Origin of the sequence: Streptomyces rectiverticillatus, assembly GCF_013394065.1 — a bacterium.
GTDB lineage: Bacteria > Actinomycetota > Actinomycetes > Streptomycetales > Streptomycetaceae > Streptomyces > Streptomyces rectiverticillatus.
Window position 1 is genome coordinate 5,895,419 of record NZ_CP040752.1, and the last position, 13,993, is coordinate 5,909,411.

The window sequence follows — 13,993 nt, forward strand, 5'->3', positions numbered from 1 at the left end:
CACATGCCCACCGTTCTCGGCCAGAACCAGTACGGCAAAGCCGAAACCCGCGTCGTGCGGGTCACCCGCGACGGGCCCGTCCACCGCATCAGGGACCTCAACATCTCCATAGCCCTCTCCGGTGCCATGGACGAGGTCCACCTCTCCGGCTCCAACGCCCGCGTCCTGCCGACGGACACCACCAAGAACACCGTGTTCGCCTTCGCCAAGGAGTACGGCATAGCCTCGCCCGAGGACTTCGCCGTGCGGCTGGCGCGCCACTTCGTCACCGGCCAGGAGCCGATCCGCACCGCCCGGATCCGCGTCGAGGAGTACGGCTGGGACCGCATCCCCACGCCCGGCCCGGCCGCGCACTCCTTCGTCCGCCGCGGCCGGGAGGCCCGCACCGCGCAGGTCAGCTTCGACGGCGCGGGCGGGCGGTGGCAGGTCCTCTCCGGCCTCAAGGGCCTCACGGTCATGAACACCACCGACTCCGAGTTCCACGGATACGTCAAGGACCGCTACACCACCCTCCCCGAGACCCGCGACCGGATCCTCGCCACCGAGGTCAACGCCTGGTGGCGGCACGCCTGGGACGGCGGTGACGGTAATGGTGGCGGTGGCGGCAGTGACGGGGCTGCGCCGCCCGACTGGGACGGCAGCTGGGAACGGACCCGCGGCCACCTGCTGGCCGCCTTCGCCGAGACCTACTCCCTCTCCCTGCAGCAGACCCTCTACGCCATGGGCTCACGAGCCGTCGAACACGGCCCCGGCATCGACGAGATCCGGCTCTCCCTCCCCAACAAGCACCACTTCCTGGCCGACCTCGAACCGTTCGGCCTCAAGAACGACAACGAGGTCTACTACGCGGCCGACCGCCCCTACGGCCTCATAGAGGCCACCGTCCTGCGCGACGGCGCGGAGGCCGCCGTGCCGCAGGACCTGACGAACCTTCCGTGAACCGACAGCGAGGACTCCCCGTGGCCGCACCCCCCGCAGGAACAGCCGACGGCACCACGCACCACGTCACCGCGCACCACGTCACCGCGCACCGCGCCACCGAGCGCATCGTCATCGAGAACTGCGCGATCGCCACCGTCGACGCCGACGACACCGAGCACGCCTCGGGCCACGTCGTCGTCGCCGGCAACCGTATCGAAACCGTGGGCCCCGGGCCCGCGCCCGAGGGCCTCACCGGCGTCGTCCGGCGCGTCGACGGCACCGGCCACCTGGCCACCCCCGGCCTGGTCAACACCCACCACCACTTCTACCAGTGGCTCACCCGCGGCCTCGCCCAGGACTGCAACCTCTTCGACTGGCTCGTCGCCCTCTACCCCACCTGGGCCCGCATCGACGAACCCATGGTGTACGCGGCCGCGCGCGGCTCCCTCGCGATGATGGTCCGCGGCGGCGTCACCACCGCGATGGACCACCACTACGTCTTCCCCAAGGGCGCCGGTGACCTCCTCGGCGCCGAGATCCGCGCGGCCCGCGAGACGGGCGTCCGCTTCCACCCCACGCGCGGCTCGATGGACCTCGGCGCCTCCGACGGCGGGCTGCCGCCCGACTTCGCCGTCGAGACCACCGAGGCCGCGCTCGCCGCCACCGAGGAGGCCGTCGACACCCACCACGACCCCGCCTTCGACTCCATGCTGCGCATCGGCGTCGCGCCGTGCTCGCCCTTCTCCGTCACCACCGAGCTGCTGCGCGAAGCCGCCGCGCTCGCCCGCCGCAAGGGCGTGCGCCTGCACACGCACGGCTCCGAGACCGTCGAGGAGGAGCAGTACTGCAAGGAGAAGTTCGGCATGGGCCCGACGGACTACTTCGAGTCCACGGGCTGGCTCGGCGAGGACGTGTGGATGGCTCACTGCATCCACATGAACGACGCCGACATCGCGGCCTTCGCCCGCACCGGCACGGGGGTCGCCCACTGCCCATCCTCCAACGCCCGGATCGCGGCCGGCACCGCCCGCGTGCCCGACCTGCTGCGCGCCGGCGTCCCCGTCGGCCTCGGCGTCGACGGCACCGCCTCCAACGAGTCCGGCGAGCTGCACACCGAACTGCGCAACGCCCTGCTCGTCCACCGGCTCGCCGGCGGGGAGAAGGCCCTGAACGTCCGTCAGGCCCTGCGGCTCGGCACGTACGGCGGCGCGCAGGTCCTCGGCCGGGCGGACGGGATCGGCTCGCTGGAACCCGGCAAGCTCGCCGACCTGGTGCTGTGGAAGCTCGACGGGCTCGGCCACTCGAGCATCGCCGACCCCGTCGCCGCGCTCGTCCTCGGCGCCCCCGCGCCCGTCACCCTGTCCCTCGTCAACGGCCGGCCCGTGGTCGAGAACGGCCGGCTCGTGACCGTCGACGAGGACGAGGTGGCCCGCGGGGCGCGCGAGCAGTCCCGCCGCCTGGCCCGGATCGCCGCCGCCCCCTGAACCCCCGGCCGAGGGGGACGGCCCTCGGCCGGGCCCGCGGTCGCCGACCTCCGCCGTGGCGGCGGATCCAAGGGCCTGGTCCGGCCCTTGCCCCGGCCGGTGGAGGGGGCGGGTTCGCACCCTCCCCTCCGCCGCGACGGCGATCGGCCACCGCGGTGGTGTCCGGCGGTGCCGAGCCCGCCTCGGGCTCGTACGGCACCGCCGGGTTCGTGGCTGCGCGGCGTGCCGTGGCGGCGGAGCCAAGGGCCCGGACGGGGGCAACTCAGCCCGCCGCAAACGCGAGCGAAGGAGGCACGTCGTGGCCGTAGACAAAGCCGAGGCCACCTGCACCGAGGGTGCCGTTCACCCCGTCGACGAGGTGCTCCGGCCGGGGCGGCTGCTCGCCGGTGGGCTGCAGCACGTCGCCGCCAGCTACGCCGGCGTCGTCGCGCCACCGCTCGTCCTCGGCGCGTACCTCGGGCTCTCCCCGCTCCAGACGACCTTCCTCGTCGGCGCGGCCCTCTTCACGGCGGGCATAGCGACCTTGCTCCAGACCATCGGGTTCTGGAAGGTCGGGGCACGGATGCCCTTCGTCAACGGGGTCTCGTTCGCCGGCGTCGCGCCCATGATCGCCGTGGCCGACGCCCAGGCCGACAAGAGGGACGCCCTGCCCGTCATCTTCGGCGCCGTGATGGTGGCCGGGGCCCTGGGCTTCGTCCTGGCACCCTGGTTCTGCAAGCTCGTGCGCTTCTTCCCGCCGCTGGTGAGCGGCACCGTCATCACGCTGATAGGCCTCACCCTCCTGCCGGTGGCCTTCGGCTGGATCCAGGGCGGCGACCCGGGCCGGCCCGCCACGCCGACCGGGCTCGGCCTGGCCGCGGCCACCCTCGTGATCGTCCTCGTGCTGCGCCGCGTGCTGCGGGGGTTCCTGCGGCAGATCGCGATCCTGCTGGGGCTGGCCGCGGGCACGCTGATCGCCGTCCCCATGGGGGCGGTCGACTTCGGGCCCGCCGCGCACGCCCGCCTCGTCGGTTTCCCGTCGCCGTTCCACTTCGGGGCCCCGCAGTTCACGCTCTCGGCGATCGTGTCGATGTGCGTGCTCATGCTGGTGTGCATGACGGAGAGCACCGCCGACATGCTGGCGCTCGGCCAGGTGGTGGGCCGTCCGGCGGACGAGCGGACGATAGCGCGCGGCCTGCGCGCGGACACGCTCGGCACCGCCGTCAGCCCATTCTTCAACGGCTTCGCCAACAGCGCGTTCGCGCAGAACATCGGCCTGGTGGCGATCACCCGGGTGCGCAGCCGCTTCGTGGTCGCCACGTGCGGGGCCATGTTCGTCCTGCTCGGTCTGAGTCCCGCCTTCGCCTCGCTCATCGCGGTCGTGCCGCGGCCGGTACTCGGCGGGGCGGGGATCGTGCTGTTCGGCACGGTGGCGGTAAGCGGCATCCAGGTCCTGCTGGGCGCCGGCCTCGACAAGGGGGACAACCTGCTGGTGGCGGCGGCCTCGCTGGGCGTCGGCACGATACCGGTGGTCTCGCGGACGTTCTACGACGGCGCCGGCGTCCCCGAGACGCTGCGGACGCTCCTGGACTCGGGGGTGAGCGCGGGCTGTCTGACCGCGGTGGTGCTCAACCTCGCCTTCAACCACCTGGGGAGGCGTCGGCATGACGAGAAGTCACCGGAGCCGCCACTGGAGCCGTCACCGTCACCGTCACCCGTGCGTGGCGACTAGGACCCGGCACCGCGTTTCGCGACAATAAGGTCAAATTGACCACCCTCAGTGCGGAGAGGGGTTCCGTCGTGGACGCGGAAGCCGAGGACGCAGCACCCGGCGGCCCCGAAGCGCCGGGCGGGCGCCGCGGCTTCGTCTTCCCCAGCGCGCTGACCGTCCTCGCGGCCGTGACGATCGCCGTCTGGATCCTGACCTTCGTCATCCCCGCCGGCACCTACAGGCGCAACGCCGAGGGCCGCCCGATTCAGGGCACCTACCACCACGAGGCCGCGCCCGGCGGCTTCGTGCACCGGCTCGGCGACCTCTTCCTCGCCCCCGCCAACGGCCTCTACGGCATCCGCGACACCGCCACCGGCGAGGTGGCCCCCGACGCGGTCGGCGCGCTCTACGGCAGCGCCGGCGTCTTCCTCTTCGTCCTCGCGATCGGCGCGTTCATCACCGTCGTCTTCGCCACCGGAGCCCTGGACCGCGGCATCGAACGCCTCGCCCACCGGCTGCGTACCCGCGGCGCCCTGCTGATCGCCGGCGTCATGACCGTCTTCTCGCTCCTGGGCACCGTCGAGGGCTTCGCCGAGGAGACCCTCGGCTTCTACGGGCTGATCGTGCCCCTCATGCTCGCGCTCGGCTACGACCGGATGGTCGCCACCGGCACGATCATCCTCGGCGCGGGCGTCGGCGTGCTCGCCTCGACCGTCAACCCCTTCTCCACGGGCGTGGCCTCCTCGGCCGCCGATGTCTCGCTGGGCGACGGCATCGCCCTGCGCTTCACCATGTGGATCGTCCTGACGGCCGTCACCATCGGCTACGTCCTGCGGTACGCGCACCGGGTGCGCACCGCCCCCGACCGCTCCCTGACAGGCTTTCTGCCGGGGGACCGGGAGCTGGCGGCGGAGGCCGCCGCGGAGCCGCCGGAGCTGACGGGGCTGCAGAAGGCCGTGCTCGTGGCGGTGGCCCTGGTCTTCGCCTTCATGATCTTCTCGGTGATCCCCTGGGCGAGCGCCCTGACCGGCGAGGCCGACGCCACCCCGTACGCGTGGGAGCTGGGCTGGTCCTTCGCCCAGCTTGCGGCGCTGTTCATCGTCGCCGCCGTGCTGATCGGGCTGCTGGCCCGGCTGGGCGAACAGCGGCTGAGCGCCACGATCGTGCAAGGCGCGGCCGACTTCATCGCCCCCGCCCTGGTCATCGTCCTCGCCCGCGGCGTCACGGTGGTGATGACGAACGCGAAGATCATCGACACGGTGCTGCACACCGTCGAGAGCACCGTCTCCGGCACGCCCGCCGTGGTCTTCGCGATCCTCGTCTACGTCGTCAACCTCCCGCTGGCCTTCCTCATCCCCTCGACCTCCGGCCACGCCACCCTCGCCATGCCCGTCCTCGCCCCGCTCGCCGACTTCGCGGGCGTCCCGCGCTCCGTGGTGGTCACGGCCTGGCAGTCGGCGAGCGGCGTGATGAACCTGTGGGTGCCGACGACCGCCGTCATCATGGGCGGGGTGGCGCTGGCGAAGGTCGGCTACGACAAGTACTTGCGCTTCGTCTGGCCGCTGCTGGTGCTCCTGTCGGTGCTGATCTGCGGCTTCGTCGCGCTGGGCGCCGTGATGTGAGGCCCCGGTGGCCTCGGCGCCCTCAGTCCAGCAGCTCGTACGCGGGCAGGGTGAGGAACTCCGCGTAGTCCTCGTCCAGGGCGACCTTCAGCAGCAGGTCGTGGGCCTGCTGCCACTTGCCGGCCGCGAACGCCTCCTCGCCCTCCCCCTCGCGGATCGCGGCGAGCTCCTCGGCGGCGACCGCGCGGACGAGCCCGGCCGTGACCTTCTCGCCGTTGTCGAGGACGACGCCGGCCGCGGTCCACTGCCAGATCTGCGAGCGCGAGATCTCGGCGGTGGCCGCGTCCTCCATCAGGTTGAAGATGGCGACGGCGCCCAGGCCGCGCAGCCACGCCTCGATGTAGCGGGTGCCGACGGCCACGGCGTTGCGCAGGCCCGCGAAGGTCGGACGGGCGTCGAGCGAGTCCACGGCGATGAGCTGATCGGCCGTCACACGGACGTCCTCGCGCAGCAGGTCCTTCTGGTGCGGGCGGTCGCCGAGGACGGCGTCGAAGGAGGCGCGGGCGACGGGTACGAGGTCGGGGTGGGCGACCCACGAGCCGTCGAAGCCGTCCCGCGCCTCGCGGTCCTTGTCGGCCCGGACCTTCTCGAACGCGGCCTCGTTGACCGCCGGGTCCTTGCGCGAGGGGATGAACGCGGCCATCCCGCCGATCGCGTGCGCGCCGCGCCGGTGGCACGTGCGCACCAGGAGATCGGTGTAGGCGCGCATGAACGGGGCCGTCATCGTCACGGCGTTGCGGTCGGGCAGCACGAACCGGGCGCCGCCGTCACGGAAGTTCTTGATGAGGGAGAAGAGGTAGTCCCAGCGGCCGGCGTTGAGGCCCGAGGCGTGGTCGCGGAGTTCGTAGAGGATCTCCTCCATCTCGTACGCGGCGGTGATCGTCTCGATCAGCACGGTGGCGCGGACGGTCCCCCGCGGCAGGCCCGCGTACTCCTGGGCGAAGACGAAGACGTCGTTCCACAGGCGGGCCTCCAGGTGCGACTCGGTCTTGGGGAGGTAGAAGTACGGGCCCTTGCCGAGGCCGAGCAGGCGGTGGGCGTTGTGGAAGAAGTACAGGCCGAAGTCGACCAGGGCGCCCGGCACGGGGCGGCCGTCCACGGTGACGTGGCGCTCGTCCAGGTGCCAGCCGCGCGGGCGGACGACGACGGTCGCGAGCTCCCCGGCGGGCCGCAGCGCGTACGCCTTGCCCCGGGCGTCGGTGAAGTCGATGCGCCGCTCGAACGCGTCGATCAGGTTGAGCTGGCCCAGGACGACGTTCTCCCACGTGGGCGCGGAGGCGTCCTCGAAGTCCGCGAGCCATACGCGGGCGCCGGAGTTGAGGGCGTTGACCGTCATCTTGCGGTCCGTCGGACCCGTGATCTCCACCCGGCGGTCCTCCAGGGCGGGCGGCGCGGGGGCGACGCGCCAGGTGGAGTCCTCGCGGACGGCGCGGGTCCCGGCGAGGAAGTCGAGCGTGCCGGTGCGGGCGATCTCGGCACGGCGCTCCGCCCGGCGGGCGAGGAGTTCGTCGCGGCGGGGCGTGAAGCGGCGGTGCAGCTCGGCGACGAAGGCGAGCGCGGGCTCCGTGAGGACCTCCTCCTGCCGCTCCAGGTGCCGGGCGGTGACGGTGGCCGGGGAGGACGGAGCTGGTGCGGACATGGGTGGGTCACTCCCTCTGCGACAGTGGTGTGTGTTTCCGGAGGCTAGTTTCCTCATAGTGGAAGTTCAATGGGGCGGGGGTGGGGCGGTGTTGCCGGACGGCGGTTTTGAGCGGGCCGCCTCAGCCCATCGGCGGCCCGCCTCGGCCCAGCAGCCTCAGGTCCACCGGGGTGTCGACGTCCTCCGGCCCCGCGACGTCCCCGCACTCCACGAGCGTCACGGCCGCGGCGTGCTCGCGCAGGTACGTGCGGGCGCCGCGGTCACCGGACGCCGCGCGGGCCACGCCCTGCCAGTGCGGGCGCGCGAACAGCACCGGGTGGCCGCGCTCGCCGCCGTACGAGGCCGCGGCGAGCTGCGCGCCCGAGCGGTGCGCGGCCAGCACGCGGGACACCGCCGCGGCGCCGACGCGCGGCTGATCGACGAGGGTGACGAGCACGGCCCCCGCGTCCGAGGCGGTGACCGCCGCGAGGCCCGCCCGGAGCGACGAGCCCATGCCGTCCGGCCAGTCGGGGTTGTCCACCAAGGTGCAGTGGGTGAGGCCGGCGTGTACGCGCACTTCCGCGGCCGCCGCGCCCAGCACCACGTACACCGGTGCGCAGCCGCCGTCGTGCAGGGCCCGTGCCGCGTGCTCCACGAGCGGGCGGCCGTGCAGCGTGAGCAGGGCCTTGGGGCGCCCGCCCAGGCGCCGTCCGCCGCCCGCGGCGAGCAGCAGCCCGGCGACCGGGGGTGAGGAGGGTGTCATGGCCCCTGCATATCGCATCGCTGACGGCGGTGCGACGGGCGACCGCCCATCACCCGTGCGTGCGACCTCCGGACTTCATTTCGCTGTGCGTATGGCGCTCTGTACGGAAAGTGGCGTTAACTGATCCGCGCGAGCGCGTGGGAGGGGGAGTGCCGTGGCGGAAGGCGCCGTAGTGGCCGGAGATCCGAGGGTGAGCGAGCTGCGGGGAGCGGTCTCCCGGCTCCGCCGGGCGCTCGCGGGCCACCCCGCGCCGTTACCCGACCGCGACGCCGCGGAGGACGAGCTGGCGGCGCTCGACGCGATGGCCCGGGCCGGCGACCCGGAGATCTCGCGCCTGCGACGCTCGCTGCTGCTGGTCGCAGGGGCGGTGGGCTCGGTGAGCGCACTGTCGCCGACCCTGTCGGACCTCAGAGAAGCGGTGGACCGCTTCGCACCACCCGCACCGGACGCCGGCGTCCCCCCACCGAGAGACGGCACGTAGCACCGCGACGACGGGAGGAGCGACCGGCCCGGCACTCAGCCACAACCGGCCGCTCCGGCGACGCCGCGCTTGCCGTGGGCGCGGCACCGCCGAACTCCGCCGTTGTGGTGGCGCGCCGCGACGGCGGGAGATTGTTGAGCCGGGCGCTCGGGATGGGCAACTGCTTCGGTGGTCGATGCTCGGCGCTGCTCTTCGGTCGCGACGGCGCCAAGCCGCAGGCCTGCCGTCGTTGCCACGGCCCGGTGTGCGGGCGCGGCGGTCAGTCGCCGTCAGGTGCCCTCGGCGGGCACGCGGGTCAAGCGAGCCCGGTGCTCGCTCCGGCGAGGTCCGTCGACAGGGCCGCCGCGACCTCCTTCAGGAGGGGGACGATGCGCTCCGTCGCCGCGTCCGTGACGCGGCCCGCCGGGCCGGAGATGGAGATGGCCGCCGTCGTGGGGGAGTCCGGCACCGGCACCGCCAGGCACCGCACGCCGATCTCCTGCTCGTTGTCGTCCACGGCGAAGCCGTTCTCGCGGACGCGCCCGAGCGCCTCCAGGAAGCCCTCGGGCGTGGTGATGGTCTTCTCGGTGGCGGCCGGCATCCCCGTGCGGGCGAGGATCGAGCGCACCTCCTCGTCGGCGCTCTGCGCCAGCAGGGCCTTGCCCACGCCGGTGGTGTGCGGCAGCACGCGCCGCCCGACCTCGGTGAACATCCGCACCGAGTGCCGCGAGGGCACCTGGGCCACGTAGACGACCTCGTCGCCGTCGAGCAGCGCCATGTTCGCCGTCTCGCCGGTCTCCTCGACCAGCCGCGCCAGGTGGGGGCGCGCCCATGTGCCGAGGAGGCGGGAGGCGCTCTCGCCGAGGCGGATGAGCCGCGGCCCGAGCGCGTACCGCCGGTTCGGCTGCTGGCGGACGTAGCCGCAGGCGACCAGCGTGCGCATCAGCCGGTGGATGGTCGGCAGCGGCAGCCCGCTGCTCGTGGCCAGCTCGCTCAGCCCGACCTCGCCGCCCGCGTCGGCCATCCGCTCCAGCAGGTCGAAGGCGCGCTCCAGGGACTGGACGCCTCCGCTGGGGGCGGGGGTGCGGGGCTCGGCGGACGGGGGCACGGGCGGGTCCTTTCGGGTACGGGGTGGGAGCAGCCTACCGGGCTCCCGCGGCCCCCCTCCGCCCCCGGAGGTCTTGACGGGTGAGGGGAGCGACAGAAGACTGCCCCCACCGTCGTTCAACAGAACGTTGAATTTCCGGGAGGGGACGTGGCCGGCGTGTCCACGGAGGACCTGGTGCTGCGCTCGACGCGCGTCGTCACGCCGGAGGGCACCCGCCCGGCCTCGGTCGCCGTCGCCGGCGGCACGATCACCGCGGTCCGCCCGTACGAAGCGCAGCCGCCCCCGGGGGCCGCCGTGGCGGACCTGGGCGACGACGCCCTGCTCCCCGGCCTCGTGGACACCCACGTGCACGTGAACGACCCGGGCCGCACCGCCTGGGAGGGCTTCCGGACGGCCACGCGCGCCGCCGCGGCCGGCGGCGTCACCACGCTCCTCGACATGCCGCTCAACAGCATCCCGCCCACCACCACCGTCGCCCACCTGCGGGTGAAGCAGGACGTGGCGCGCCCCAGCGCCCATGTGGACGTCGGCTTCTGGGGCGGCGCCGTGCCGGGGAACACGGGCGACCTGCGCCCCCTGCACGACGCGGGCGTCTTCGGCTTCAAGGCGTTCCTGTCGCCGTCGGGCGTCGAGGAGTTCCCCGCCCTCGGCCCCGGCGACCTGGAGGCGGTCGCGGCGCGCGTCGCCGGGCTGGACGGCCTGCTGATCGTGCACGCCGAGGACCCCGCCCACCTGGAGCGCGCCCCGCAGCGCGGCGGCCCGCGCTACGCCGACTTCCTCGCCTCCCGCCCCCGCGCCGCGGAGAACGAGGCCGTCGCCCGCCTCGTCGCCATCTCCCGGCGCCTGGGCACCCGCGTGCACATCCTGCACCTGTCGTCCTCCGACGCCCTTCCGGTGATCGCCGCGGCGAAGGCGGAGGGCGTCGCGGTCACCGCCGAGACCTGCCCGCACTTCCTGACGCTGACGGCCGAGGAAGTCCCCGACGGGGCCACCGAGTTCAAGTGCTGCCCGCCCATCCGCGAGGCCGCCAACCAGGACGCGCTGTGGGCGGCCCTGGCCGACGGCACGATCGACTGCGTCGTCTCCGACCACTCACCCTGCACCACCGACCTCAAGGTCCCCGACTTCGGCACCGCCTGGGGCGGCATCGCGTCCCTGCAGCTCGGCCTCCCCGCCGTCTGGACCGCGGCCCGCCGCCGCGGGCACACCCTGGGCGACGTCGCCCGCTGGATGTCCACCGGCCCCGCGGCCCTCGCCGGCCTGCACCGCAAGGGAGCCGTCGAGCCGGGCCGCGACGCGGACTTCACCGTCCTCGCCCCCGAGGCCGCCTTCACGGTCGACCCGGGCGCACTCCACCACCGCAACCACGTCACCGCCTACGCCGGGAAGACCCTCCACGGCGTCGTGCGGTCCACCTGGCTGCGCGGCCGCAGGATCGCCCACGACGGCGCCCTCGCCGAGCGGCCCGCCGGCCTCCTCCTCGAAAGGCAGCGCAGCGCATGACGAGCACACCGGACGGCAGCCCCGGCGGCACCGGCATACCCTCCTTCGCGGGCGGCGCCGCACCGTACGCGGGCGGGGACCCGTACGCCGACTACCGCACCGCGGACCTCCCCTTCACCTCCCTGCCCGACCTCGCCGACCGCCGCCTCGGCGGCAGCGTCGTCGCCGCCAACGACGAGTTCTTCGCCGACCGCGAGAACCTCCTCACCCCCGCCCCCGCGCACTTCGACCCCGCCCTCTTCGGCCACAAGGGCAAGGTCATGGACGGCTGGGAGACCCGCCGCCGGCGCGGGCCGGACGCCGGCCGGCCGCACCCCGCGGACGACGACCACGACTGGGCGCTGATCCGCCTCGGCGCGCCCGGCGTGATCCGCGGCATCGTCGTCGACACCGCTCACTTCCGCGGCAACCACCCGCAGGCCGTCTCCGTCGAGGCCGCCGGACTCCCGGGCACGCCCTCGCCGGGCGAACTCCTCGCCGACGACGTCGAGTGGACGGTCCTCGTGCCGCGCACGCCCGTCGGCGGCCACGCGGCCAACGGCTTCGCCGTCGGCTCCGAGAAGCGCTTCACCCACCTGAGGCTGTGCCAGTACCCCGACGGCGGCATCGCGCGGCTGCGGGTGCACGGCGAGGTGCGCCCCGACCCGGCCTGGCTCGCCGCCCTCGGCACCTATGACCTCGCCGCGCTGGAGAACGGCGGGCGCCCCGAGGATGCCTCGGACCGCTTCTACTCCTCCCCGCTCAACACCGTCCTGCCGGGCCGTTCGCGGAAGATGGACGACGGCTGGGAGACGCGCCGCCGCCGCGACCGGGGACACGACTGGGTCCGCTACCGCCTCGCCGGGCAGGCCGTGCTGCGCGCCGTGGAGATCGACACCGGCTGCTACAAGGGCAATGCCGCGGGCTGGGCGGAGGTGTCCGTCCTCGACGCGGCCTCCGGCGCCGACCCGGCCTCCGGCGCCGACCCTGCCGGCGGCTCCACCGGCTGGACGGTGATCGTGCCCCGCACCCGCCTCCAGCCCGACGCGGTGCACCGGTTCCCCCTGGACGGCGCCCCGGTGGCGACCCACGTGCGCGTGGACATCCACCCGGACGGGGGCGTGGCACGGCTGCGCGTCCACGGCTCGCTGACGGAGGCGGGGGCGCGCAGCCTGAACGGGGAGAGCCTCAAGGGCCTCACAGCGGACGGCTCATGAACAGGGCCGTCCCGCCTTCCACCACGGCCGCATTGCCCGGGCTGCGGGCATGGTTTCACCGTGCAGCGAGTCCGTCCCAGAACATCAACTCGTAGGCCTGGAGCAGCCGTCCGTAACGGTGGGCCAGCGGCTCGGACAGCCGCCCGCCCGCCAGGCCGGCCTCCACGGCCTCGACGGACCGCTCCTCCACCTCGGGGGCGGGACCGGCGAAGAAGTCGAAGAAGCCGCACGCGGGGTTGTCGAAGCCGTAGTGCTCGCGCAGGGCCGCACCGACGGCGGCGCAGTAGCCGCCCCACGCCGCGAAGTTGGCGGTCAGGGCGACCACCACGTCCACGGGCTCGGCGTTGAGCGCGAGCCAGGCCACGTACGACGGGTAGGCCTGGCAGCCCGGGCGCGGCTCGTGGGAACGGACGGCCTCCTCGTCCAGCCTGCACGCGAGCGCCAGCGGCCCCAGCAGGGGCAGGGCGAGGTCCTCCCCCTGGGCGAGGGACGCGAAGAACCGGGCCGCGGCCGGATCCCCCGCCGCGCGCCCGGCGAGGTGCGCGAAGCTGCGCCGGTCGGCGGCGATGACGTGATGCTGCTCCAGGGCGAACGCGGCGATCACTTCGCGCGGGGCCTCGCCGGCGGCGATCAGCGGGACGAGCCGGTTGGCGCCCTCGCCGGGGGCGAGCCCCCGCACCGCGTCCGCCAGTACTTCCTGGGCCGTACGGGTCATCGCTCCGCCTTCCTGTCCCGGGACGGTCCGCGTGCTGCCTCCCGCGATCGTAGTCCCGGAGCATGCCCGGGCCCGGTCTCACCCTCCGGCGAGATAGAAGAGAAGGAAGAGGAAGCCGGCGAAGAAGTGGACGGCCACGAGGTAGATGACGACGCGGACCGTCATCCCCATGGGGGCCCGGTCCTCCTCGTCCATGTGCTTGCCGGTGTGCGCGGATGCGTCGTTCACGGCGTCGTTCACGGCATGTCCCTCCGAGTGGGCGCGGCGCCCCCGAGGCACAGCTCGGTCGCGCCGCTCTGCAGCAGCGTGTGCATGAACAGCAGGTCGGCCCCGCCGCGCGACGCGGCGGCGATGCGGTGCGGGGTGAGCGAGTCGAAGTGGGCGGCGTCGCCCGGGTCCAGGAGGTGGGTGCTCCCGCCCAGGGTGAGGCGCAGCCGCCCGCCCGTGACGTACAGCCACTCCTCGCCCGGATGGATGCGCACCAGCTCCGCCTGGCCGCCCGCCTCCGGCGGCACGTGCAGGCGCAGGGCCTGCATGGCGCGGCCGGAGCCGCCGGCCCGCCAGTACGTCCAGCCCCCGGCCCGCTGCGGCTCCATGTGGCTCGCGCGCACGATGGGATCGCGCTCCGGCGCCGCCTCGCCCAGCAGGTCCGATACCGTTGTTCCGTAGGTACGGGCCAGGGCCAGCAGCATCGGCAGCGACGGCGTCCGCCGGCCGGTCTCCAGCCGGGAGAGGTGGGCGGGGGAGAGGCCGACGCGGGCGGCGGCGGCCTCCAGGGTCAGCCCACTGCGGGTGCGCAGGTCACGCAGGCGCGGGGCCACGGTGGGCAGGTCGGCCGCGGGCTCGTCGGGCAGCGGTGTCATGCTTCCGGTATAGGACCGTTCCTGCCTGAAAGGCAAAAGTTTTGCCTCTG

13 protein-coding genes are annotated in these 13,993 nt (G+C 73.9%); 7 read left to right on the forward strand and 6 right to left on the reverse strand.

Features of this window, described 5'->3' with window-relative positions:
* The first annotated feature begins 3 nt into the window (after nt 1-3).
* From pucL to FGW37_RS25650, 4 genes are all read left to right on the forward strand, one after another.
* Nucleotides 4-939, forward strand: a complete 936-nt coding sequence (gene pucL / locus FGW37_RS25635; RefSeq protein WP_179083203.1) for a factor-independent urate hydroxylase — start codon at nt 4-6, stop codon at nt 937-939.
* Between the two features lie 20 nt (nt 940-959).
* Complete coding sequence (locus tag FGW37_RS25640; protein ID WP_179083204.1) at nt 960-2,405, forward strand: 8-oxoguanine deaminase; 1,446 nt, start codon at nt 960-962, stop codon at nt 2,403-2,405.
* 298 nt (nt 2,406-2,703) lie between these two features.
* Nucleotides 2,704-4,116, forward strand: coding sequence for a nucleobase:cation symporter-2 family protein (locus FGW37_RS25645; RefSeq protein WP_179083205.1), 1,413 nt, complete (start codon nt 2,704-2,706; stop codon nt 4,114-4,116).
* A gap of 68 nt (nt 4,117-4,184) precedes the next feature.
* Nucleotides 4,185-5,717 (forward strand): YfcC family protein, encoded by a 1,533-nt coding sequence (locus tag FGW37_RS25650; RefSeq protein WP_179083206.1) that lies wholly within the window; start codon nt 4,185-4,187, stop codon nt 5,715-5,717.
* Nucleotides 5,718-5,739: 22 nt separating this feature from the next.
* On the opposite strand, the gene aceB is transcribed toward FGW37_RS25650, so the two are convergent.
* Entirely contained in the window at nt 5,740-7,356 is a 1,617-nt protein-coding gene (gene aceB / locus FGW37_RS25655; RefSeq protein WP_179083207.1) for a malate synthase A, read from the reverse strand.
* 121 nt (nt 7,357-7,477) lie between these two features.
* Nucleotides 7,478-8,098, reverse strand: coding sequence for a nucleotidyltransferase family protein (locus FGW37_RS25660; RefSeq protein WP_179083208.1), 621 nt, complete (start codon nt 8,096-8,098; stop codon nt 7,478-7,480).
* Nucleotides 8,099-8,288: 190 nt separating this feature from the next.
* Here FGW37_RS25660 and FGW37_RS25665 point away from each other — a divergent pair, with 190 nt between their 5' ends.
* The gene (locus tag FGW37_RS25665) at nt 8,289-8,579 is read left to right on the forward strand and encodes a DUF5955 family protein (RefSeq protein WP_246430555.1); all 291 of its coding nucleotides are present in this window, start codon (nt 8,289-8,291) and stop codon (nt 8,577-8,579) included.
* A gap of 295 nt (nt 8,580-8,874) precedes the next feature.
* On the opposite strand, the gene FGW37_RS25670 is transcribed toward FGW37_RS25665, so the two are convergent.
* Nucleotides 8,875-9,666, reverse strand: a complete 792-nt coding sequence (locus FGW37_RS25670) for an IclR family transcriptional regulator (RefSeq protein ID WP_179083210.1) — start codon at nt 9,664-9,666, stop codon at nt 8,875-8,877.
* 156 nt (nt 9,667-9,822) lie between these two features.
* Between FGW37_RS25670 and allB the strand changes: the two genes are divergently transcribed.
* Both allB and alc read left to right on the forward strand, forming a co-directional pair.
* A complete protein-coding gene (gene allB, locus FGW37_RS25675; RefSeq protein ID WP_179083211.1) occupies nt 9,823-11,169 on the forward strand; it encodes an allantoinase AllB in 1,347 nt (448 codons plus the stop codon).
* Nucleotides 11,166-12,365, forward strand: coding sequence for an allantoicase (gene alc, locus FGW37_RS25680; protein ID WP_179083212.1), 1,200 nt, complete (start codon nt 11,166-11,168; stop codon nt 12,363-12,365). Before allB ends, alc begins: the two co-directional genes overlap by 4 nt.
* 55 nt (nt 12,366-12,420) lie before the next feature.
* Here alc and FGW37_RS25685 read toward each other — a convergent pair whose 3' ends face one another.
* The 3 genes from FGW37_RS25685 to FGW37_RS25695 all read right to left on the reverse strand — a co-directional run bounded on the left by FGW37_RS25685 (nt 12,421) and on the right by FGW37_RS25695 (nt 13,943).
* A complete protein-coding gene (locus FGW37_RS25685) occupies nt 12,421-13,080 on the reverse strand; it encodes a thiaminase II/PqqC family protein (protein ID WP_179083213.1) in 660 nt (219 codons plus the stop codon).
* 78 nt (nt 13,081-13,158) lie between these two features.
* Nucleotides 13,159-13,320 (reverse strand): DUF6126 family protein, encoded by a 162-nt coding sequence (locus FGW37_RS25690; RefSeq protein ID WP_179079117.1) that lies wholly within the window; start codon nt 13,318-13,320, stop codon nt 13,159-13,161.
* Nucleotides 13,317-13,943: a helix-turn-helix domain-containing protein gene (locus tag FGW37_RS25695; protein ID WP_179083214.1), complete on the reverse strand. Its 627-nt coding sequence runs from the start codon at nt 13,941-13,943 to the stop codon at nt 13,317-13,319. Before FGW37_RS25695 ends, FGW37_RS25690 begins: the two co-directional genes overlap by 4 nt.
* Nucleotides 13,944-13,993 lie beyond the last annotated feature (50 nt).

Bases quoted from the DNA above. Each gene is read 5' to 3' on its own strand.
- aceB (WP_179083207.1), bottom strand. From the start codon at position 7,356: ATGTCCGCACCAGCTCCGTCCTCCCCGGCCACCGTCACCGCCCGGCAC.
- FGW37_RS25660 (WP_179083208.1), bottom strand. From the start codon at position 8,098: ATGACACCCTCCTCACCCCCGGTCGCCGGGCTGCTGCTCGCCGCGGGC.
- FGW37_RS25695 (WP_179083214.1), bottom strand. From the start codon at position 13,943: ATGACACCGCTGCCCGACGAGCCCGCGGCCGACCTGCCCACCGTGGCC.
- alc (WP_179083212.1), top strand. From the start codon at position 11,166: ATGACGAGCACACCGGACGGCAGCCCCGGCGGCACCGGCATACCCTCC.
- FGW37_RS25685 (WP_179083213.1), bottom strand. From the start codon at position 13,080: ATGACCCGTACGGCCCAGGAAGTACTGGCGGACGCGGTGCGGGGGCTC.
- pucL (WP_179083203.1), top strand. From the start codon at position 4: ATGCCCACCGTTCTCGGCCAGAACCAGTACGGCAAAGCCGAAACCCGC.